Annotated in this window: 18 protein-coding genes; 14 read left to right on the top strand and 4 right to left on the bottom strand. The window is 68.9% G+C overall.

What is annotated here, in order from left to right; genetic code table 11:
• Window positions 1-39: 39 nt before the first annotated feature.
• Window positions 40-1,344, bottom strand: a complete 1,305-nt coding sequence (locus NI1_RS19275; RefSeq protein WP_067822735.1) for a cytochrome P450 — start codon at window positions 1,342-1,344, stop codon at window positions 40-42.
• Between the two features lie 187 nt (window positions 1,345-1,531).
• Window positions 1,532-2,239 (bottom strand): hypothetical protein, encoded by a 708-nt coding sequence (locus tag NI1_RS19280; RefSeq protein ID WP_067822214.1) that lies wholly within the window; start codon window positions 2,237-2,239, stop codon window positions 1,532-1,534.
• Between the two features lie 266 nt (window positions 2,240-2,505).
• Between NI1_RS19280 and NI1_RS19285 the strand changes: the two genes are divergently transcribed.
• The 6 genes from NI1_RS19285 to NI1_RS39405 all read left to right on the top strand — a co-directional run bounded on the left by NI1_RS19285 (window position 2,506) and on the right by NI1_RS39405 (window position 8,954).
• Window positions 2,506-3,480 (top strand): FecCD family ABC transporter permease, encoded by a 975-nt coding sequence (locus NI1_RS19285; RefSeq protein ID WP_245663294.1) that lies wholly within the window; start codon window positions 2,506-2,508, stop codon window positions 3,478-3,480.
• A gap of 260 nt (window positions 3,481-3,740) precedes the next feature.
• A complete protein-coding gene (locus NI1_RS19290) occupies window positions 3,741-4,766 on the top strand; it encodes a FecCD family ABC transporter permease (protein WP_245663295.1) in 1,026 nt (341 codons plus the stop codon).
• Window positions 4,763-5,593 (top strand): ABC transporter ATP-binding protein, encoded by an 831-nt coding sequence (locus NI1_RS19295; protein WP_067822223.1) that lies wholly within the window; start codon window positions 4,763-4,765, stop codon window positions 5,591-5,593. Before NI1_RS19290 ends, NI1_RS19295 begins: the two co-directional genes overlap by 4 nt.
• A gap of 269 nt (window positions 5,594-5,862) precedes the next feature.
• The gene (locus tag NI1_RS19300) at window positions 5,863-6,270 is read left to right on the top strand and encodes a BlaI/MecI/CopY family transcriptional regulator (protein WP_067709720.1); all 408 of its coding nucleotides are present in this window, start codon (window positions 5,863-5,865) and stop codon (window positions 6,268-6,270) included.
• Window positions 6,271-6,307: 37 nt separating this feature from the next.
• Window positions 6,308-7,249: a M56 family metallopeptidase gene (locus NI1_RS19305; protein WP_067822226.1), complete on the top strand. Its 942-nt coding sequence runs from the start codon at window positions 6,308-6,310 to the stop codon at window positions 7,247-7,249.
• A complete protein-coding gene (locus NI1_RS39405; protein WP_245663296.1) occupies window positions 7,242-8,954 on the top strand; it encodes a DEAD/DEAH box helicase in 1,713 nt (570 codons plus the stop codon). The genes NI1_RS19305 and NI1_RS39405 overlap by 8 nt, the downstream gene beginning before the upstream one ends.
• Before the next feature lie 111 nt (window positions 8,955-9,065).
• On the opposite strand, the gene NI1_RS19315 is transcribed toward NI1_RS39405, so the two are convergent.
• Complete coding sequence (locus NI1_RS19315) at window positions 9,066-9,506, bottom strand: nuclear transport factor 2 family protein (protein ID WP_067822228.1); 441 nt, start codon at window positions 9,504-9,506, stop codon at window positions 9,066-9,068.
• A 208-nt stretch (window positions 9,507-9,714) separates the two neighbouring features.
• On the opposite strand from NI1_RS19315, the gene NI1_RS19320 reads away from it, so the two are divergent.
• The 8 genes from NI1_RS19320 (at window position 9,715) to NI1_RS19355 (ending at window position 18,711) form a co-directional block, all read left to right on the top strand.
• Entirely contained in the window at window positions 9,715-11,151 is a 1,437-nt protein-coding gene (locus tag NI1_RS19320; protein WP_067822231.1) for a GuaB1 family IMP dehydrogenase-related protein, read from the top strand.
• 524 nt (window positions 11,152-11,675) lie between these two features.
• On the top strand, window positions 11,676-13,052 hold the full coding sequence (locus NI1_RS19325) for a hemolysin family protein (RefSeq protein ID WP_067822738.1): 1,377 nt from the start codon (window positions 11,676-11,678) through the stop codon (window positions 13,050-13,052).
• Window positions 13,045-14,109: a hemolysin family protein gene (locus tag NI1_RS19330; protein WP_067822234.1), complete on the top strand. Its 1,065-nt coding sequence runs from the start codon at window positions 13,045-13,047 to the stop codon at window positions 14,107-14,109. Before NI1_RS19325 ends, NI1_RS19330 begins: the two co-directional genes overlap by 8 nt.
• A gap of 2 nt (window positions 14,110-14,111) precedes the next feature.
• The gene (locus NI1_RS19335; protein ID WP_067822236.1) at window positions 14,112-14,975 is read left to right on the top strand and encodes a 3-methyladenine DNA glycosylase; all 864 of its coding nucleotides are present in this window, start codon (window positions 14,112-14,114) and stop codon (window positions 14,973-14,975) included.
• A gap of 130 nt (window positions 14,976-15,105) precedes the next feature.
• On the top strand, window positions 15,106-15,558 hold the full coding sequence (locus tag NI1_RS19340; protein ID WP_067822239.1) for an SDR family oxidoreductase: 453 nt from the start codon (window positions 15,106-15,108) through the stop codon (window positions 15,556-15,558).
• Window positions 15,559-15,695: 137 nt separating this feature from the next.
• A complete protein-coding gene (locus NI1_RS19345) occupies window positions 15,696-17,270 on the top strand; it encodes an LVIVD repeat-containing protein (RefSeq protein WP_067822741.1) in 1,575 nt (524 codons plus the stop codon).
• A complete protein-coding gene (locus tag NI1_RS19350; protein ID WP_067822242.1) occupies window positions 17,267-17,917 on the top strand; it encodes a DUF305 domain-containing protein in 651 nt (216 codons plus the stop codon). Before NI1_RS19345 ends, NI1_RS19350 begins: the two co-directional genes overlap by 4 nt.
• Window positions 17,918-18,000: 83 nt before the next feature.
• Entirely contained in the window at window positions 18,001-18,711 is a 711-nt protein-coding gene (locus NI1_RS19355) for a PaaI family thioesterase (RefSeq protein ID WP_067822245.1), read from the top strand.
• A gap of 1 nt (window position 18,712) precedes the next feature.
• Here the strand turns inward: NI1_RS19355 and NI1_RS19360 are convergent, their stop codons facing one another.
• Window positions 18,713-19,240, bottom strand: coding sequence for a DM13 domain-containing protein (locus tag NI1_RS19360; protein WP_067822248.1), 528 nt, complete (start codon window positions 19,238-19,240; stop codon window positions 18,713-18,715).
• Between the last annotated feature and the right edge of the window lie 35 nt (window positions 19,241-19,275).

Raw genomic sequence — 19,275 nt, forward strand, 5'->3', positions numbered from 1 at the left:
CGAGGCCTGCAAACGAGCAGCTCACAGCGGAGTCAGGCGTCAGCGGTCACCGGCGGCGACCAGCAGGCGTAGCCCGTGCGGCGCGACGGTGGTTCCGATGCGCGGGCGCAGTGGTTCGCCGGTGAGGGTCCGCAGTTCCCAGCGGGCGGCGAGGGCCTGGAGGGCGGCGGTGAGTTCGAGGAAGGCGAAGCGGTTGCCGATGCAGCCGCGGGGGCCGTCGCCGAAGGGGATGAAAGTGCATGGGGGCGGGGGTGATTGGGTGGTCCAGCGGTCCGGGTCGAAGGTGTCGGGGTCGGGGTAGACCTGCGGATTGCGATGCTGCACATAGGCGCTGTAGGCGATGGCGGTGCCGGCTGGAATGTGGTGCTCCCCCAATTGGGTGTCGACGGTCGCGACGCGGGTGAGAATCCACGGGGGCGTGTACATGCGCAGTGATTCCTGGATGATGCGATGGCACAGCGCGGTCGTCTCGTCCTCGGTGTCGCCCAGCGGGGCGGGCCCGGAGGCGGCGACCCGGTCACGGAGTTCGCGCTGGATCTTCGGATGAGTGGCCAGCAGATACATCGCCCACGCCAGAGTGGTTGCGCTGGTTTCGGTTCCGGTGGCCAGGAAGGTGACGGCCTGGTCGGTGAGTTCGGCGTCGCTGAGCCAGCCGTCCTCGTCGTCGTGCGCCAGGATCATGCTGGCCAGCAGATCGGATTCGTCGGTGGTGTCCTGCCGCCGGCGCTGTTCGACGATCTCGTCGACGGCCTCGCGCAATCCCGCGATGGTGCGCTGCCAGCGCCGGTTGCTGGGCAGCGGCAGGCGCGCCAGCCAATCCGGGGTGAGCATGCGGCGCGGCACTTCGGCGACGAAGTCGTCCAGATCGGCCAGCGCCCCGTGCAGCAGTTCCTCGGTCAGCGAGGCGGAGAACAGGGTGCGGAAGACGATGCGCCCGGTGTAGGCCATGGTGGTCCGGGAGACGTGGAAATCCTGTCCGTCACTCCAGGACTCGACCATGCGCGCCGCTTCTTCCCGCATGACGGCCTCGTAGCGCCGCATCTGCGCGGGCCGGAAAGCGGGCTGCACCAGTCGCCGGAGCCGGCGATGTTTGGATTGCGGGCAGGTGCCGACGCCGTCGCCGAACAGATCGGAGAGTTTGTCGAAGAACGGGCCGCCCTTGTCGAAGGTGCGGTCGTCCTTGAGAACTCGATAGGTGAGCTCCGGATCGCAGAGCATCACCATCGGCATCGGCCCCAATCTCAACCACACCAGATCCCCTCGCGCGGGTAGCGCGGCCAGGAATCCGACCGGATCGCGCAGCAGGGGCCACGCATCGCCGAGGATCGGGAGAGTGCGGGACATCGAACCCACCCCCTGGGTGTTCGAGTGGTCGACAGTGCCTCGATTATCCCGCCGACCAGGCCCGATCCGACAGCCCGGCAACGGGATCGGCGAGTGTGACTCTGCGAAGGCGTCACCCCGCGGTCGGCGCGCCGCGGCGGATCCGGACGAAACGGTTCGATCGCCCGGAATCCGCTTTCGGGCCTGGCTACCGGGTGGAACAGGCCCGCCGCACCGGCAATCCGCGATCCGCCAGCGCCGCCAGCATTTCCTGCCCGCGCTTGGCCCCCTCCGCCGACGACGTCCGGGCCAAGGCGGGCACGTAGGTCGCGGCGCCGACCACCGATTCCGCGACCAGGGACCAGAATCGGCGGGCGCTCAGGCCCGCGCACCGGGCCAGCGCCTCCTGCACCAGGATCAGGGCCGGTTCGCAGCGGGCGGCGAGCCAGACGTAGAGCGCCGCCTCGCAGGGCAGGGCGACCACGCCGGGTTCGCCGGTGAGCAGATCGCCGTCGATCACCCGAATCGTGGTGTCCGACAGGCCCGCCCAATCGATGCCGCCGTCGTTGTCGGTGTGCACCCAGAGGTTCTCCAGGCCCGGGTCCCAGGCGCGCCCCTCGGCCACCACCATGGCCATCACCCGGCCGACGACGGCGTGGATGAGGGCGGTGGCCACCACTTCGGCGGCGATATCGGCATTGCTCATCTCGGCGGCGTGGCGCCGGTACATCAACTCGATGCGACCCTCGCGAACCCCGTCGGCCAGCCGCCACCAGCGGCGCTTGCCCTGTTCGGACATGGCCGCGACGGCATACACGCGGGGGTGGTCAGGTTGCAGCGCGCGCAGCCGGGTGCAGGCGCGGGCGAACGAGATCCTGGAATCGCGCGGCGGGCAAACGGTCACGGGTTCGGGCACACGAACCTCCTCATTCTGTGGCTATCCGGCCGAATCGGTAGATAAGGTTAGGCTTACTTATCTTTCTGGGCAATGTGCGAAGAACAACCTGGAGTCATTCGGTGCCGTACCGGCCGGGGGCTCAGTATGAAGATTTTCGGGTGCCGCCAAGCTAGGTTAGGCTTACCAGACCTATCGGTTCAGGTCAGGAGTAGTTCGTCGCCGTGCCAGCCGCAGTCACCCCCAGACGGCGACGTCTGATCGGCCTCCTCGTACTAGGTGCGCTGTTGCTCGTCGCGATCGCCGCCAGCATCGCGCTGGGATCCCGCAACATTCCGCTCGGCACCGTGTACACCGCGCTGACCTGCCCGGACGGCTGGCCGCTGAGCTGCCCGGCCGACGGGTCCGCCGCGCAGATCGTGCGCGAATTGCGGTTGCCGCGAACCGGACTCGCACTCGTGTGCGGGCTCGCGCTCGGCATGGCCGGGGCGCTCATCCAGGGCTACACCCGAAACCCGTTGGCGGATGCGGGTTTGCTCGGCATCAATGCCGGGGCGGCGTTCCTCGCGGCGCTGAGCATTCACTTGCTCGCGCTCACCTCGCCGGCCCAGTACATCTGGTTCGCGTTCGCGGGCGCTCTGATCGCCGGGGCGACGGTGTTCGGCGTCTCGTCGGTCGGCGGCGGCAAGGCCAGTCCGCTCACCCTGGTCCTCGCCGGTGCGGCGATCACGGCGTTTCTCCAGGCGATGACCAATATCGTTGTGCTGCTGGACGGCACCGCCCTCAATACCTACCGGTACTGGGTGATCGGCGACGTGGCCGGCCACGATTCCTCGGTCTTCCAGCAGGTTCTGCCCTTCCTGATGGTCGGCGCGCTGCTGGCCCTCGCGACCGCTCCCGGCCTGAACCTGCTGGGCCTCGGCGACGATGTAGCCCGGGGTCTCGGCGTGAGCATCGCCCGAAACCGAGCCCTCGGCCTGGCCGCGATCGTGCTGTTGGCCGGAGCCGCGACCGCCGCCGTGGGCCCGATCGCCTTCCTCGGCTTGATCGTCCCCCATATCGCCCGGGCCTGGACCGGCCCCGACTACCGTTGGCTGCTCCCCTATTCGGGCCTGGTCGGCGCGATCACGCTGCTGGTCGCCGACACCCTCGGCCGCCTCATCGCCCGCCCCGGTGAACTTCAGGCCGGCGTCACCCTGGCCGCGATCGGCGCACCCTTCTTCATCCTGCTGGTCCGCCGCCGGAAGTTGGTGAGCCTGTGAACGACTCGACTTCCCGCGCCGGGCGCGGCCGAACCCCGGTTGCCACCGACCCGGACGTGGCCGGATCCCGGGCCGGCACGCCGGCTGTCGGAGTGGCGGGGCACACGAGCCCGCCGGACGGGGCGACGCCGCAGGTCACGGCGGGTCCAACGGCCCCGGCGGGCACGGGTTCCGGGACACCCGAACCAACCGGCGGCCAGAAATCGGCCACCACACCCCGGGCGGCTCGACGGGCCGTGCGCGTCGGCGGGTTCTCCGCGGTGCTACGTGTCAGGGTGCTGCTCGTCTCGGTGGTCCTCGCGGCGATCCTGGTCGGTCTGTTGGCGCTCGATATCGCGGTGGGCGACTTCCGGATTCCCATTGCCAAGGTGCTGGATGTGCTGGGCGGCGGTGGAACTCGCGCGCAGCGGTTCGTGATCATGGATTCGCGGTTGCCGCGGGCGCTGACCGCCGTGGTGGCGGGTGCGGCGCTGGGTCTGGCGGGGGCCGTGGCGCAGTCGATTCTGCACAACCCCCTGGCCAGTCCGGACATGCTCGGCATCACCTCGGGCGCGAGCTGCGGTGCGGTGGCCGTGATCGTCGGGGCGGGCGGAGTGGCCACGGGAACGGTTGCCTCGGTGGGGGTTCCGCTGGCGGCCTTGACCGGTGGGCTGCTGACCGCGGTGCTCATCTATCTGCTGGCTTGGCGCAGATCGGTGAGCGGCGATAGTGGAGTGATGGGATTCCGGTTGGTGCTCATCGGCATCGGCGTCAATGCGGCGCTGCTGTCGGTGGTGAGCTGGCTGCTCACCCGGGCGACGCTCACCGATGCGGCGCACGCGCAGCAGTGGCTGACCGGTTCGCTCAACGGCGCGGACTGGTCGACCCTGGTGCCCGCCGCCATCGGGCTCGCGGTCGCACTGGCCGTGATCGCCGGATCCGCTCGCGCCTTGGCCGCCATGCGATTCGGCGCCGACACCACCCGGGTGCTGGGCGTGCGCATCCAGACACAGCAGGCGATTCTGCTCGGCGCGGCCGTGACCTGCACCGCGCTCGCCACCGCCGCGGTCGGGCCGCTCGGGTTCGTCGGCTTGGCCGCCCCGCAGATCGCCCGCCGGCTCTTGCGCACCCCCGGCGAGCCGATCCTGGCCTCGGCGCTCACCGGAGCCATCGCCGTGGTGGGCGCGGATCTGCTCGCCCGCACCGTCTTTCCCGTCGATCTGCCCGTGGGCGTGGTGACCGCCGCGTGCGGCGGGCCGTTCCTGCTGTACCTGCTCGTACGCGCCAATCGGAAGGCCACGCTATGACGATCTCCGCGGAGCACCCGGTCTCCACCGACGCGCATCGCCTCGCCGCCGAGAACGTCACCCTCGGCTACGGCGACCGCATCATCGTCGACGGCCTGTCGGTCGATATCGAACCCGGCCTGATCACCACCGTCATCGGCCCCAACGGCTGCGGCAAATCCACCCTGCTGCGCTCGCTGGGCCGGCTGCTGCGCCCGCGCGAGGGCCGAGTCGTGCTGGACGGCAAGGCGATCAGCACCCTGAAGACCCGCGATATCGCCCGTATCGTCGGCATGCTCCCGCAAACCCCCGTCGCCCCCGAAGGTCTCACCGTCGCCGATCTGGTGGCCCGCGGCCGCCACCCGCACCAATCCTGGCTCCGCCAATGGTCTTCCGACGACGAGTCGGAAGTCGCTGTGGCCCTGGAGCAGACCGGCATCGCCGACCTGGCCGATCGCACCCTCGACGAACTCTCCGGCGGCCAGCGCCAGCGCGCCTGGATCTCCATGGCCTTGGCCCAGGGCACCGACATCCTGCTGCTGGACGAGCCGACCACCTACCTGGACCTCGCCCACTCCCTGGAAGTCCTGGACCTGGTCGACCGCCTGCACGACGACTTCGGCCGCACCGTCGTCATGGTGCTGCACGACCTCAACCTCGCCATCCGCTACAGCGACCGCCTGATCGTCATGAACTCCGGCCGCATCGTCGCCCAGGGCGCCCCCGCCGACATCATCGACGCCGACCTGCTCCTGGAAGTCTTCGGCCTCAAAGCCGAAGTCCAGGACTGCCCCGTCTCCGGCCGCCCCATGATCGTCCCGATCGGCACCCGCCACGTCCTGCCGTGACAACCAGGAGTAGCAAGGCAGTTCGGCGTCCCCGCCGAAACGAACACGACGCGGTTCCGGCGTCCTCGACCACCGAATCCCGAGCGGTTCGAGGGCACCGACCGCCCAGAATCCGAGCGGCTCGAGGGCACCGACCGCCCGGAATCCGAGGGGGTTCGGGGGCTGAGCCCCTGAGAGTTACGAGAGTTGTTACCAATCCCACACAGCTACTCCCGAGTTACGACGACCTGTAGTACGCATTTCTGTCGGAGTCTCCGTAAGCTGGTGGGATGGCAGGTCTTGGTGAACTCGAGAAAGCGGTCATGGACCAGTTGTGGTCGGCCGACGAACCTCAAACCGTCCGGCAGGTCCATGAAGCCCTCGCTGAGCGTCGCGAACTCGCGTACACCACGGTGATGACCGTCCTTCAGCGCTTGGCGAAGAAGAACCTGGTGGTCCAGCAGCGCGACGACCGCGCACACCGCTACGCACCCGTGCACACCCGCGACGAACTCGTCGCCTCCCTCATGGTGGATGCGCTCCAGCAAGCCGACGAAGTCGGCAGCCGCCGGGCCGCGCTCGTGCACTTCGTCGAACAGGTCGGAGCCGATGAGGCTGCCGCATTGCGGGACGCACTCGCTAAGCTCGAAGCCACCGAGGCGGCTCGCAAGAAGTCCGGAGACTCCAAGCAGCCCTGAGCCTCGCCCTGGCCGACACAACGCAGTGAGCTGAGGTATGGACGTAACAGCGCTGGTATTCGCCGGTCTCGCCTTGCTTTTGGCGGGACCGGTCCCAGCGCTGCTCAGCCGGGCCAAGTGGCCGTATCGCAGTCCGCGCGCGGCGCTGGTGCTCTGGCAGGCGGTCGCGCTGGCCGCGGTGCTGTCGGCGTTCGGTTCCGGGCTCGCCATCGCGAGCCGGCTGCTCGTACCCGGCGAGGACGGCCGGCCCACCACCTCGCCCACCAGTGAGATCGATGCCCTCGGCCTGCCGCTGTGGCTCGCCTACGTCACCGTCTTCGCCCTTACCCTGCTCGTCGGCGGTCGCCTGATCTGGTCCGTCGTGCGCGTGGGCATCCACACTCGCCGCCGCCGCGCCCGCCATCGCATGCTCGTGGACCTGCTCGATCAATCCGGCGTGCATCGCCAAGCCGCCGATATCCGCGTGCTCGCCGCCACCGAACCCATCGCCTACTGCCTGCCCGGCATCCGCCAGCGCGTGGTCCTGAGCCAGGGCACCGTCACCAGCCTCTCCGATCAGGAGCTCACCGCCATCGTCAGCCACGAACGCTCGCACCTGCGCGCCCGGCACGATCTCGTGCTGGAGGCGTTCACGGCCGCGCACGAGGCGTTCCCGCGGGTGGTGCGTTCCAAGTCCGCGCTCGACTCGGTGAAACTGCTCATCGAACTCCTCGCCGACGATTCGGCGGTCAAGGTCACCGGGCCGACGCCGCTCGCCCGCGCGCTCGTGGCCTGCTCCAATTCCCCTGCCCCGCAAGGGGCCATGGCCGTCGGCGGGCCCACCACGCTGATTCGCATCCAGCGGCTCGCCGGGCCGATCGGCGATCTGCGCATCGCCGTGGCCGCGTATCTCGCCGCCGCCACCATCCTCGTCGTTCCCACCATGGCCGTCGCGATACCGTGGCTGGTCGAGTTGAGCCGGCTGCTCAGCCGTGCCTGAACCTCGCGGCACCGCCCGCGAATCCGCCCCGGGCGGACCGCAATCCACCATGCCCACCCCCAGTGAGGAATCCACCCTGTCGTCTTCCGCCGCGCCCGCCTCCGACCGTCCCGCCGCACCCGCGGGCACCGGTTCGACCACTCCCGCGCGAAAAGGCGATACCCGCTTCGCCGATCTCGGGCTGCCGCCGGTGCTCGTGCACGCCCTGCGGCGCGACGGCATCGACCGGCCGTTCCCGATTCAGGCCGCCGCGATTCCGGACGCCTTGGCCGGTCGCGACGTATTGGGCCGGGCCGCAACGGGTTCGGGCAAGACCCTGGCCTTCGGATTGCCCATGCTGGTGCGGCTCTTCGGCGCGCCGAGCACACCGCGACGCCCGCGCGGGCTGATTCTCGCGCCCACCCGCGAACTCGCCATCCAGATCGAAACCGCGCTCGACGAACCCGCGCTGTCGCTGGGGCTGCGACTCGCGACCGCGGTCGGCGGCCTGCCCATCAAGAAGCAGGAAGAACGGCTGGCGCGCGGCGTGGATGTCGTCATCGCCACGCCCGGCCGCCTCACCGATCTGCTCGGCCGCAAAGCGGTGCAGCTGTCGGCGATTCAGGTCGTCACCGTCGACGAAGCCGACCACATGGCCGCGCTCGGGTTCATGCCGCAGCTCACGGCATTGCTCAACAAGGTGCCCGCCGAATCGCAGAAGCTGCTCTTCTCGGCGACGCTGGACGAGACGATCGACGGTTTGGTGCAGCGGTACCTGCGTGATCCCGTCGAGCACGCGGTGAGCGCACCGGCCACCGCACAACCGGCCCCGACAGACGTCACTGCGGGCTCCACCGGCTCCGAGACCGACACGGGCACGGGTCACGATGCACGTTCAGTCACAGGCGAAGCCGCGAATCCGGCTTCGAATGCGCCGACACCGACAGCCGCCCAGGGCACCGCGAATCGGGCCGGCGGGGCGGCTACGCAGACAGCCACGCACGACTCCGCGAATCCGGCTCCCGATCCTCAGGTTTCGGGCTCGACTCCGTCCGCCGTACCCGACATCACCCACTACGCCCTGCACATTCGCCGCACCGACAAGCGCGCCGTCGTCACCGAAATCGCCGCTCGCCAAGGCCGGACGCTGTTGTTCGTCCGCACCCAGCACGGCGCGGACAAACTGGCCCGCCGACTACGCGAGGCCGGTATCGGCGCGGTCGCCCTGCACGGCGGCAAACTCCAGAATCAGCGCTCGCGCACCCTGGCGGCCTTCGCCGACGGCACCGCCCCCGTCCTGGTCGCCACCGACGTGGCCGCGCGCGGCCTACACATCGACGACGTCTCCCTGGTCGTACACGTCGATCCGCCCGAGGACCCCAAGGACTACCTCCACCGCACCGGCCGCACCGCGCGTGCCGGAGCATCCGGAACGGTGGTCACCATCGTCACGCCGGACGACCGCGATGCGGCGGAGCAACTGGCGCGGCGGGCGGGCGTCACGGTCACCGTCGTCGAAGTGCGTTCCGGCGACCGCCAACTGGCCGAACTGACCGGAGCCCGCCGCCCGTCGGGCCGCGCGGTCGCCGATCCCGCCGCCGGACCCGCCGCCCAGGCGAAGGAGATCTCGAAAGATCCACGCTGGGCCCCCAAGCGCGCGAAGGGCGAAAGCCGCCCGCACAACAAGAAGCGCAAGCCCGGCGCGGCCAAGCGCTCGTCCCGCTGACCCTCCCGCTACGGTCCGAAACCGGGAACTGACGGCACGCGCGGGGCACTCGGCGACACGCCGACCGATACCCCGCACGGAATCGGGTCCCGCTATTGCTGAGCGAATGGCTCAGGTGAGGTCGGCGTTGCCGTCGATCAGCTTGAGCTTGTACTCGAAGCGGTTGATGCGCCAACCCTTCTCGGTGCGCTCGAAGCCGAGGACGTAACTGCCTACGAACCAGCGCGTCTTGCCTTGCGTCGCATCGTTCTTCAGGTGCACCGCGATGGCGTCCGCATGGGCCAGGGCGGTGTCGCCGGTGATCTCGATCAGGTGGTTTCCGGCCTGGTGGTGCACGGCGTCGAGGGAGCCCAGGCCCTCGGCCCAGTCGTCGACGATGTCGGACCCGGCGCGCGGGCCGGGCTCGCCGCCGAATCCGCTGTCGAAGTAAACCTGCTCGGCGAGCACGCTTTCCGCCAGATCGCTCCAGCGCGCCTGGTCGCAGTAGACGAAGAGTTTGGTGATCAGATCGCCGAGTTCGAGCCGCTCGGCCAGTGCCGCGATATCAGTCACGCCGGCGAAAGTAGGGCACACCCGACCGGGCGACAACCGGAATTTCGGCCCGTGACCGACCGGCATACTCACAGCATCCTGGTCGATGGCTATACTGGACAGCTGCATGTGTGACATCAGGTGTCGATGGACTCGTTCCACCCGCCTGCCTCCGTAGCATGGCCACCACGAAAACCTCCACGTCAATCCCATGAGGCGGCTAACCAACGTGCAGTTTCTCCCCGGGCAGCATCCCCCGTACGACCTGACCTACGACGATGTCTTCCTCGTCCCCAACCGGACCGATGTGGCGTCGCGGTTCGATGTCGATCTGTCCAGCTCGGACGGCACCGGCACCACCATTCCCCTCGTGGTCGCGAACATGACCGCCGTCGCGGGCCGCCGGATGGCCGAGACCGTGGCGCGTCGCGGTGGTCTCGTGGTGCTGCCGCAGGATCTTCCGCTCAAGGCGGCGGCGGACACCATCGCCTTCGTCAAGAGCCGTTCGCTCACCGCCGACACCCCGGTCACCCTCGATCCCGACCAGTCGGTGTCGGATGCGCTGGCGCTCATCCACAAGCGCGCGCACGGCGCGGTCATCGTGGTCGATGCCGGTAAGCCGGTCGGCGTGGTCACCGAATCGTCCTGCGCGGACGTGGATCGGTTCGCCCGGCTGAGCACGGTCGCCGACAGCAATTTCGTCACCGCCGCGGCCGATGCCTCGCCGCGCGACATCTTCGATCTGCTCGAGGCCAAGCACCAGAACATCGCGGTGCTGGTCAACGCCGACGGCACCCTCGCCGGCGTGATGACCCGCACCGGCGCCATCCGCGCCGGCATCTACCAGCCGGCCGTCGACGCGCACGGCAAGCTGCGCATCGCGACCGCGGTCGGCATCAACGGCGATGTCCCGGCCAAGGCCAAGGCGCTCGTCGATGCCGGCGCCGACGTGCTGGTCATGGACACCGCGCACGGCCATCAGCAGAAGATGCTGGAGGCGCTCGCCTCGGTGGCCGCCCTGGATCTGGGTGTGCCGCTGGTCGCGGGCAATGTGGTCTCGGCCGCGGGCACCCGCGATCTGATCGAGGCCGGCGCGGACATCATCAAGGTCGGTGTGGGCCCCGGCGCCATGTGCACCACCCGCATGATGACCGGCGTGGGCCGCCCGCAGTTCTCCGCGGTCGCCGAATGTTCCGCCGCCGCAGCCGAATTCGGCAAGCACGTGTGGGCCGACGGCGGCGTGCGGCACCCGCGCGACGTGGCCCTGGCGCTGGCCGCCGGCGCCGCGAACGTCATGATCGGCTCCTGGTTCGCGGGTACTTACGAGTCCCCCGGCGACCTGCGCGCCGACCGCGACGGCAACCGCTACAAGGAGTCCTTCGGCATGGCGTCCAAGCGCGCCGTCGCCGCCCGCACCGCCCAGGACTCCACCTTCGATCGCGCCCGCAAGGCGCTCTTCGAAGAGGGCATCTCCTCCTCGCGCATGCGCCTGGATCCCGAGCGCCCGGGCGTCGAGGACCTGATCGACCACATCACCTCCGGTGTGCGCAGCTCCTGCACCTACGCGGGCGCCCGCACCATCGCCGAGTTCCACGAGCGCGCCGTGCTCGGTGTGCAGTCGGCCGCCGGGTTCGCCGAAGGCCGCCCGCTGCCCTCGGGGTGGTGAGCGGCTAGTACCGCGCACGCGAAACCCGGCGGGCCCCGCAGCGGCCCGCCGGGTTTCGCGGTTGTGAGTCCGGCGAGTTTCGGGGGCGAGACGCCAGAGCGTTCCGTCCACGATGCGCAGGCACGGCCGGCCGTGCCGGGCCGAACGGCCAGACCTGATATGGCAATGCAGCAGTGCGTCTGCGACCGCTTCCGCGGCGCCGCTCCCCCACGGCACCCGATTCGATCGCGGTCGGTCCGTGGTGCGCGCCGCCGACCGGGCACGTGATGCGGAGCGCGAAATCAGCCGGACCCGTCGTGCGCGTGTGCACGGGCCTTGCCGGTACCATGGGCGCATGCCGGAGCGCGACACCGCGTGTCGCCGCACCGGCCGGAGCACATATCGCGTCGTTGTCACCCCTGCGAAAGGAACCAGTTGTCACCCGCGTCCAAGGGCGCTTCCCAGGAGGGCTCCTCTACCGAGCCGGGTGACAAACCCGGCTTCCCCGTCTCCTCTGCCACCGCGACAGCCGGGTGGTGCTGACCGTGTCGGTCCTGATCACCATTGCTTCGCTGTTCGGATTCATCGCATTGACCGCCGGCACCGCGTTGTTCGTGGCAGCGGAATTCTCGCTCACCGCCTTGGAACGCTCCACCGTGGAGGCGCACGCCCGTGAGGGCGATCGCCGCGCCCGGCAGGTGCGGCAGGCGCATCGCACGCTCTCGTTCCAGCTTTCCGGCGCGCAGCTCGGCATCACCATCACCACGTTGATCACCGGCTATATCGCCGAGCCGGTGCTGGCGCGGCTGCTGGAGCCGATCTTCAACGCGTTCGGCGTGAGTTCCGGTACCTCGCACGGGATTTCGCTGGCGCTGGCATTGATTCTGGCGACCTCGCTGTCGATGATCTACGGCGAGCTGGTGCCCAAGAACATCGCCATCGCCGCGCCGCTGTCGACCGCGCGGCTCACCGCGGGGCCGATGATCATGTTCTCCACGGTCTTCCGCTGGATGATCAATTTCTTGAACGGGACCGCCAACTGGGCCGTCCGGCGACTGGGTGTGGAACCGGCCGAGGAGCTGCGCTCGGCGCGCTCCCCGCAGGAACTCGGCTCGCTGGTGCGGACCTCCGCGCTGCACGGCGCGCTGGATTCGCGTACCGCGCAGGTGGTGGATCGGTCGCTGCAATTCGGTGAGCGCAGCGCGGAGGAGTTGATGACCCCGCGCGTGAAAATCGAATCACTGGACCGGGATTGCACCATCGCCGATCTCATCGACGCCGCACGCGATACCGGGTACTCGCGTTTCCCGGTGATCGACGGCGACCTGGACAACACGCTCGGCGTCGTGCACATCAAGCAGGCGTTCCTGCATCCGGTGAAGGCGCGGCGCACCGTGAAACTGGAGTCCATCGCCCAGCCGGTGCCGATCGTGCCCGCCAGCCTGGACGGTGACGAGGTGCTGGAACGGGTGCGCGCCGACGGCATGCAGGTGGCCCTGGTGGTCGACGAGTACGGCGGCACCGCGGGCATCGTCAGCATGGAGGACCTGATCGAGGAGATCCTCGGCGATGTCCGCGACGAACACGACGAGGAAGAGGCCGATGTCCGCCGCACCCCGAACGGCTGGAACTGTTCCGGGCTGATGCGCGTCGACGAGGTTTCGCGCACAACGGGTTACGACGCCCCCGAAGGCGAGTACGAGACGCTGGGCGGGCTGGTGCTGGAGCGGCTGGGCCGGATCCCGGTGACGGGCGACGAAGTGCTGCTGCCGCATCCGGGCAACGGCCACTACGGCGAACCGCATACCCGCGGCGGCTGGATCGCCAAGGTGGAGCGGATGGACGGCCGACGCATCGACCGGGTGCTCTTGCGCCCGGTGGACGCCGACGCCCTGGCGATCTGGGAGCACAGCCATGGGTGATCTGTGGGCCGTTCTGCTGACCTTCGTACTGCTGCTGGGCAACGCGTTCTTCGTGGCCGCCGAGTTCGCGCTCATCTCCGCCCGCCGCGATCGGCTGGAAGCCCTTGCCGCCCAAGGCAAGCGCAGCGCCAACACGGTGATCGAGGCGGGCCAGAACCTGTCCATGATGCTCGCGGCCGCGCAGCTCGGCATCACCATCTGCTCGATCCTGCTGGGCCGGGTGGGTGAACCGGCGGTGGCGCATCTGCTGGAGAAGCCGTTCGAGCTGCTCGGCGTGCCTGATCAACTGCTGCATCCGATCTCGTTCGCGCTGGCCTTGACGATCGTGGTGATCCTGCACATCCTGCTCGGCGAGATGATCCCCAAGAACATCGCGCTGGCCGGGCCGGAGCGTTCGGCGCTGCTGCTGGTTCCGCTGCATCTGATGTGGCTGCGGCTGGCTCGCCCGCTCATCTACATCTACAACCTGGCCGCGAACTTGACGCTGCGGATGCTGCGCATCGAGCCGAAAGACGAACTGGATTCCACGGTTTCGTCGGTGGAGCTGGCGGAGATGTTCGGTGAATCGCACTCCGAGGGCCTGCTCGACGAGGAGGAGCACCGCCGCCTCACCCAGGCGCTGGGCTCGAGCGACCGCATGGTCGCCGACGTCATGGTGCCCCTGGACAAGACCCGCTCGGTCCCGCTGCGCGGCGACGGCACCACGCTCGGCGATATCGAAACCGCGGTCGCCGAAACCGGTTTCTCCCGCTATCCCGTGCGCGCCACCGACGGCTCCCTGGTCGGCTACCTGCACGTCAAGGACGTGCTGGACCTGGTGGCCGATGACGACGCGGGCCCCGGCACCCCCATCCCCCGCACCGACATCCGCCCCCTGCCGACGCTCAGCATGGGCACCACCCTCTTCGAGGCCCTTGCCCGCTTGCGCCGCACCAACTCCCACCTCGGCCGCGTGGTCGACAGCCGCGGCAACACCGTCGGCATCGTCGCCCTCGAGGACCTGGTGGAGGAGTTCGTCGGCACCGTCCGCGACGCCACCCACCGCATCGCCGAGTAGTCATGAACGTCGTCGATCTCCAGGTACTTCCGGCCCCCGAATGGCGTTCCCGCGCGGCCGCCCACCGCGACCGCGTGGACGCCCTGGTCGGCCCCTACCTGCAAGCCCGCTCCGCAGGCACCAAGCACCCGGTGATCGACTTCCTCTTCACCTACTACGGCCACAAACCCGCCCAGCTCAAACGCTGGCACCCCGGCTTCGGCACCGCCCTGGCCGAAGCCGGGGAGTACACGGGTTCCCGCGGCTACCACCAGGTTTCGGCCGGCTGGACCGCAGACTCGGCCTTCCTCGAAAAGCGCCGCGACACCATCGAATTCGTAGCGAACCTGCTCTCCGCGACCGCCGCCCGCCCCGCCCAGCTCTCCTGCTTCGGCCTGCACGAATGGGCGATGGTCTACCGCAGCGATGACGTCCGCCACCAGCAGGTCCCCCTGCGCCTGGGCGCGGCGGGCACCGACGCCGTGGTCGAGTCGATGCAACTGCGCTGCACCCACTTCGACGCTTTCCGCTTCTTCACCCCCGCCGCCGCCCCCCTCAACATCGAACCCCTGACCCGCGACGATCAGGTCCACCGCGAACAACCCGGCTGCCTGCACGCCAACATGGACCTCTACAAGTGGGGCTTCAAACTAACCCCCCTGATCCCCTCCGACCTCCTCTTCGACTGCTTCGAACTCGCCTGCGCCGCCCGTGAACTCGACATGAAGGCCAGCCCCTACGACCTCACCGCCTTCGGCTACACCCCTATCCGCATCGAAACCCCGTCCGGCCGAGCCGAATACGTCCGCGCCCAAGCCGCCATCGCCGACCGCTCGGAAACCCTCCGCACCCGCCTCCACACCGCCTGCACCGCACTGCTCGGCTAGGCGCGAAGACCACTCGGCGCTTGCCGGGGAATAGCGGAATTGCCACCACCCGATCCCCAACCGCCAACGCGGCCTCCACAAACGCCCGCCCCAGCCCCCGATTACCACCCGCAATGAGGCTTTCGGTGCGGTGGGGCGTATCGATGTGGTCGTGAACAATGCCGGGTACGGACTGGTGGGGGGCGATCGAGGAGCTTCGCTGGCGGATGAGCTGCGGCCGTTCGGGATTCACGTGACGCTTGCCCAGATGGGTGGGTTCGATACCGATTGGGCCAAGTCGAGTATGCAGTTCGCGGTGGGGTTGCCGGAGTATGCGGGGCAGCGGGAAGCGATTCTGGGGATGGGGGACTATCCGACCGCGGACGATGTCGCTGCGACGGCCGGCGAGGACGAGGCGGTCGAGTCGGAGTGGGTGGAGGCCAAGCCGGAAGTCGGTGCGGCCGGGCTGCTGGAGTTGGTGGCGATGCCGAATCCGCCGTTGCGGAAGGTGATCGGGCCGGGGGCGCATCAGATGGTCGCGATGGCGCTGGACCAGCGCCGCGAGGACTATCTCAGGGATCCGGAATTCACCTGGCCGGTCTGATTTCCGGACTATCTGAGACACCCCCTACCGATCGGTCAGTTTCTGGGTTACGGTTCCGAGATGTAACCGTGACCACACCGAGGGGCCGCCCGTGCCTCGGGTCACGATGACTCGAACGGAACGGGGGTGCCGCAGTGCTGCGGTTCTCGGGGATACGACGGTCCAAGCCGGCGATCACGCTGGCCACGGCCCTGCTGGCGGCTGCCGCACTGCCGCTCGGCGGGGCCTCGGCCGACCTGCAATCGGATCTGACGGATGCGGTGCAGAACTTCTTCGATGTTGGTCGCTATTCCGTGCCGCGTGCGGAGTGCGGCGCGGACTCGCTGCCGGAAACCGGTTTGCAGGGCGATGTCCCGGCCGAGGACCGCAACAGCGGGCGCAGCACGCAGGGGTATCGCTGCAATATCTCGTTCGTCGGCGGATATGTCGGGCGGGGCGCGGGCATCACCTCGACGAGTTTCGAGCACTGCTCGTACACCGGGTCCATGTTCCCGGGCAATATTCTCGGGCCCGCGCAGGGCGTGCAGGTGCTGGATGTGTCCGATCCGGCCAACCCGGTGGTCACCGCGACCCTCACCGAACCGGCCATGCTGGCCGGGACGTGGGAATCGCTCAAGGTCAACACCGAGCGGAAGTTGCTGGTGGGCACGGGCGTTCCGGTCGGCACCGGCGCGGGCTATCTGTCGGTCTACGACATCTCCGATTGCGCGCATCCGCGGCTGCTGAATCCCGGCGCGGGCACGAACCTGCTGATGCCGATCCCGATCACGACACACGAGGGCGGGTTCTCCCCCGACGGGCGCACCTATTGGGCGTCGGGCATCGCACCCGGGTTCGTGAGCGCGGTGGATCTCACCGATCCGTCCAACCCGCACGTGATCTGGCAGGGGCTGACCGGTATCGAGGCGCACGGGTTCGGTATCAGCCCGGACGGCAATCGCATGTACCTCTCGGCGCTCGGCGGATTCACCGTCCTGGACATCAGCGCAGTACAGCGCCGCGACCCCAATCCCCAAGTGCCGCACCTGGGCCGCAATTTCTGGATCGACGGCTGGGCCACCCAGCACAGCATCCCGGTCACCTATGACGGCCAGCCCTACCTGTTCACCGTCGACGAGGGCGGCGCGGGCGGGGTGAAGCTCATCGACATCTCCGACGAGACCTCCCCCAAGGTGGTCAACAAGATCAAGCTGGAGATCAACCTGCTGGAGAACCAGGATTCCGCGGTCGCCTCGGCCATGGGCGGCTCGGTGTTCTCCTACGACGCCCACTACTGCGCCGCCGACCGCCAGGACAATCCGACCGCCTTGGCCTGCGGCTGGGAAGAATCCGGCATTCGGGTGTTCGATGTGCGAGATCCGTTCCACGCGCGCGAGATCGCGTACTTCAACCCGCCCGCGCGCAAGGGCCGCAACCTGGAACTCTGGAACTCCCCGCACGCCCTGGCATCGCTGATCGGCATCCCCGGCATGGAGTTCACCTCGGTCGCGCGCGCCCTGCTGGAGGGCAAATTCGATCCGTCCCAGGCGCTTTCGTCCCGCAGCGGGATGGTGGCGCTGGGCGACCTGTCCAGCGACTGGTGCTTCTCGCCGCCGGAATGGCACGGCAACCAGCTCTGGACCACCTGCAACGACAACGGTTTCATGGTGCTGGAACTCTCCGGCGATGTGTACACCCCGCCCGCCGATCAGCGCTCCGTGGTGGGTTCGTGACGGCGGGTAAATGGCAGCGCGCGGCGGGGGCGATCACCCTCGCCGCGCTGCTGCTCCTCGCCGGCTTCCTGATGCGCCCCGTCCTGGCGCCCGAGAATCGGAGTGCGCCTTCGGTTCTCACACCCACCGAGATCGGTTTCGCGCAGGATATGACCGCGCACCATCAACAGGCGCTGCAAATGGTGCAGCGCCTGGACGCCGGCGTCGATCCGGCGATTCGCCAGCTGGCCCAGCAGATCGCCGATACCCAGCGCTCGGAGATCGGCACCATGCTCGGCTGGCTGCGCCTCGCCAACGCCTCCCCCACCAATGCCCATCCGATGAACTGGATGCACACCACCGGCACCACACACGACCACGCCGCCATGACCACCACGGCCGCCGAACCAAATCTCATGCCCGGCATGGCCACCCTCGCCGAACTCGACGCCCTGTCCGCGGCGCGCGGGGCCGATGCCGAATCCCAGTTCCTGCAACTCATGCAACGCCATCACCGCGGCGGCGTCGCCATGGCCCAAGCCGTCGACAAGATGGTCGAATCCGGTGCGGTGAAGGAGGCGGCCCGCGGCATGATCAGCGCCCAATCCCAGGAAGCGGGCATCATGACCTTGCTGCTCGCCCAGCGCGGGGTGCAACCGCTGTCCTGAAGTGGGATATCCCACCGGCTCCGTTCCCCGCGTCCTGGGTATCGTCGAATGATCGGACCGTGCGGGAGAGGTTGACACACAGCATGATCGCGACGGAAGCGCTGACCATTCCGGACCACATCCACGGCTACCCCGAGGTGGCCTTCGGCGGCTATGTGGCCGGGGTGCTGGCCGCCCGCACCGAGGCCGAAGCGGTACGCGTCGACTTCCGCCGCGCCGTCCCGGTCGGCACTCCCCTGCTGCTGAACGGTTCCGCGCTCACCGCGACCGACGGCACCCTGCTGACCGAGGCCACCCCCGCGACCCTCGATATCGCCGCGCCGCCGCTGCCGTCCTGGTCGGATGCCAAGCGCGCCACCGAAACCGCGCTCTCCTCCCCCGACCGCCGAGTCACCGACTGCTACGGCTGCGGCGTGCAATGCGCGCCCGGTCGCGGCCTGCGCTTGTTCCCGTGGGCGGTGCCCGGCAGCGAGATCATGGCCGCCGCCTGGACTCCCGACACGGGCTTGGCGGACGAGAACGGCGAACTGCCGCCGGAGGTGGTGTGGTCGGCGCTGGACTGCCCGGGTGGTATCGCCGCGTGGGTCCACTTGGGTATGGGCCTCGGCGCGTTCACCGCGGCGCTCACCGCCGCACAGTATCGGCCGGTGCTGGCCGGAGCCGAGCACATCGCGCACGCGTGGCCGATCCACCGCGACGGCCGCAAATTCACCGTTGGCGTGGCGCTTTCGACCGCCGACGGCGAGCTGTGCGCGCTGGCCGAGGCGCTCTGGATAGAGCCGCGCACCAGTTAGATCAGGCGGCACGCAATTCCGCTGCCCCGAACGACACATTGAACCGGTCGCACCAGATCGAAACACTGCGCAGCACCGACAGATCGGCATCGGCCGGAATCTCGTAGTTCTGATTCCCCTTGTTGCCCTTGAGGTTCCCGAGGTCCCGGTACGCGCCGTCGTCGAATACACCCCACCCGTCCTTGCCCGGCACCACCGCGGCGTCACTGAGCCAGACGTGCAGCGCGGGACCGTCGGAGGTGTCGAGGTTCTCCAGCCGCAGTACCCGGCTGCCGTCGGGGAGTTGCAGGATGGACACCGTGCCGGCGGTGTCGTGCTCGTGCGAGATGAAGGTGCCGGTGGAGAGCGTGCGCGGCGCGGCGACGGCTGCCGAGGTACCCGTGACGGTCGGAAGCGCTTCGTCGACGGTCGTATTCGTGAACAGCCGCCAGGGCTGGAACAGGATCGATCCGCCGATCAGCACGACCGCGGCCAGTGCCGCGAGCGTCCACACGACGGGTTTGGATGCGATCCTTCGTTTCGAGGCCATGCTCGAATACTCGCGCTCGCGGGCGGCCCGCGACA

It is taken from the genome of Nocardia inohanensis NBRC 100128 (assembly GCF_001612945.1).
In the GTDB taxonomy this organism is placed as follows: domain Bacteria; phylum Actinomycetota; class Actinomycetes; order Mycobacteriales; family Mycobacteriaceae; genus Nocardia; species Nocardia inohanensis.

What these genes read in the sequence shown, in the direction of transcription:
- NI1_RS19275 (WP_067822735.1), bottom strand. Translation starts at nt 1,344, where the DNA reads ATGTCCCGCACTCTCCCGATCCTCGGCGATGCGTGGCCCCTGCTGCGC.
- NI1_RS19355 (WP_067822245.1), top strand. Translation starts at nt 18,001, where the DNA reads ATGATCGCGACGGAAGCGCTGACCATTCCGGACCACATCCACGGCTAC.
- NI1_RS19300 (WP_067709720.1), top strand. Translation starts at nt 5,863, where the DNA reads ATGGCAGGTCTTGGTGAACTCGAGAAAGCGGTCATGGACCAGTTGTGG.
- NI1_RS19360 (WP_067822248.1), bottom strand. Translation starts at nt 19,240, where the DNA reads ATGGCCTCGAAACGAAGGATCGCATCCAAACCCGTCGTGTGGACGCTC.
- NI1_RS19335 (WP_067822236.1), top strand. Translation starts at nt 14,112, where the DNA reads ATGAACGTCGTCGATCTCCAGGTACTTCCGGCCCCCGAATGGCGTTCC.
- NI1_RS19305 (WP_067822226.1), top strand. Translation starts at nt 6,308, where the DNA reads ATGGACGTAACAGCGCTGGTATTCGCCGGTCTCGCCTTGCTTTTGGCG.
- NI1_RS19330 (WP_067822234.1), top strand. Translation starts at nt 13,045, where the DNA reads ATGGGTGATCTGTGGGCCGTTCTGCTGACCTTCGTACTGCTGCTGGGC.
- NI1_RS19295 (WP_067822223.1), top strand. Translation starts at nt 4,763, where the DNA reads ATGACGATCTCCGCGGAGCACCCGGTCTCCACCGACGCGCATCGCCTC.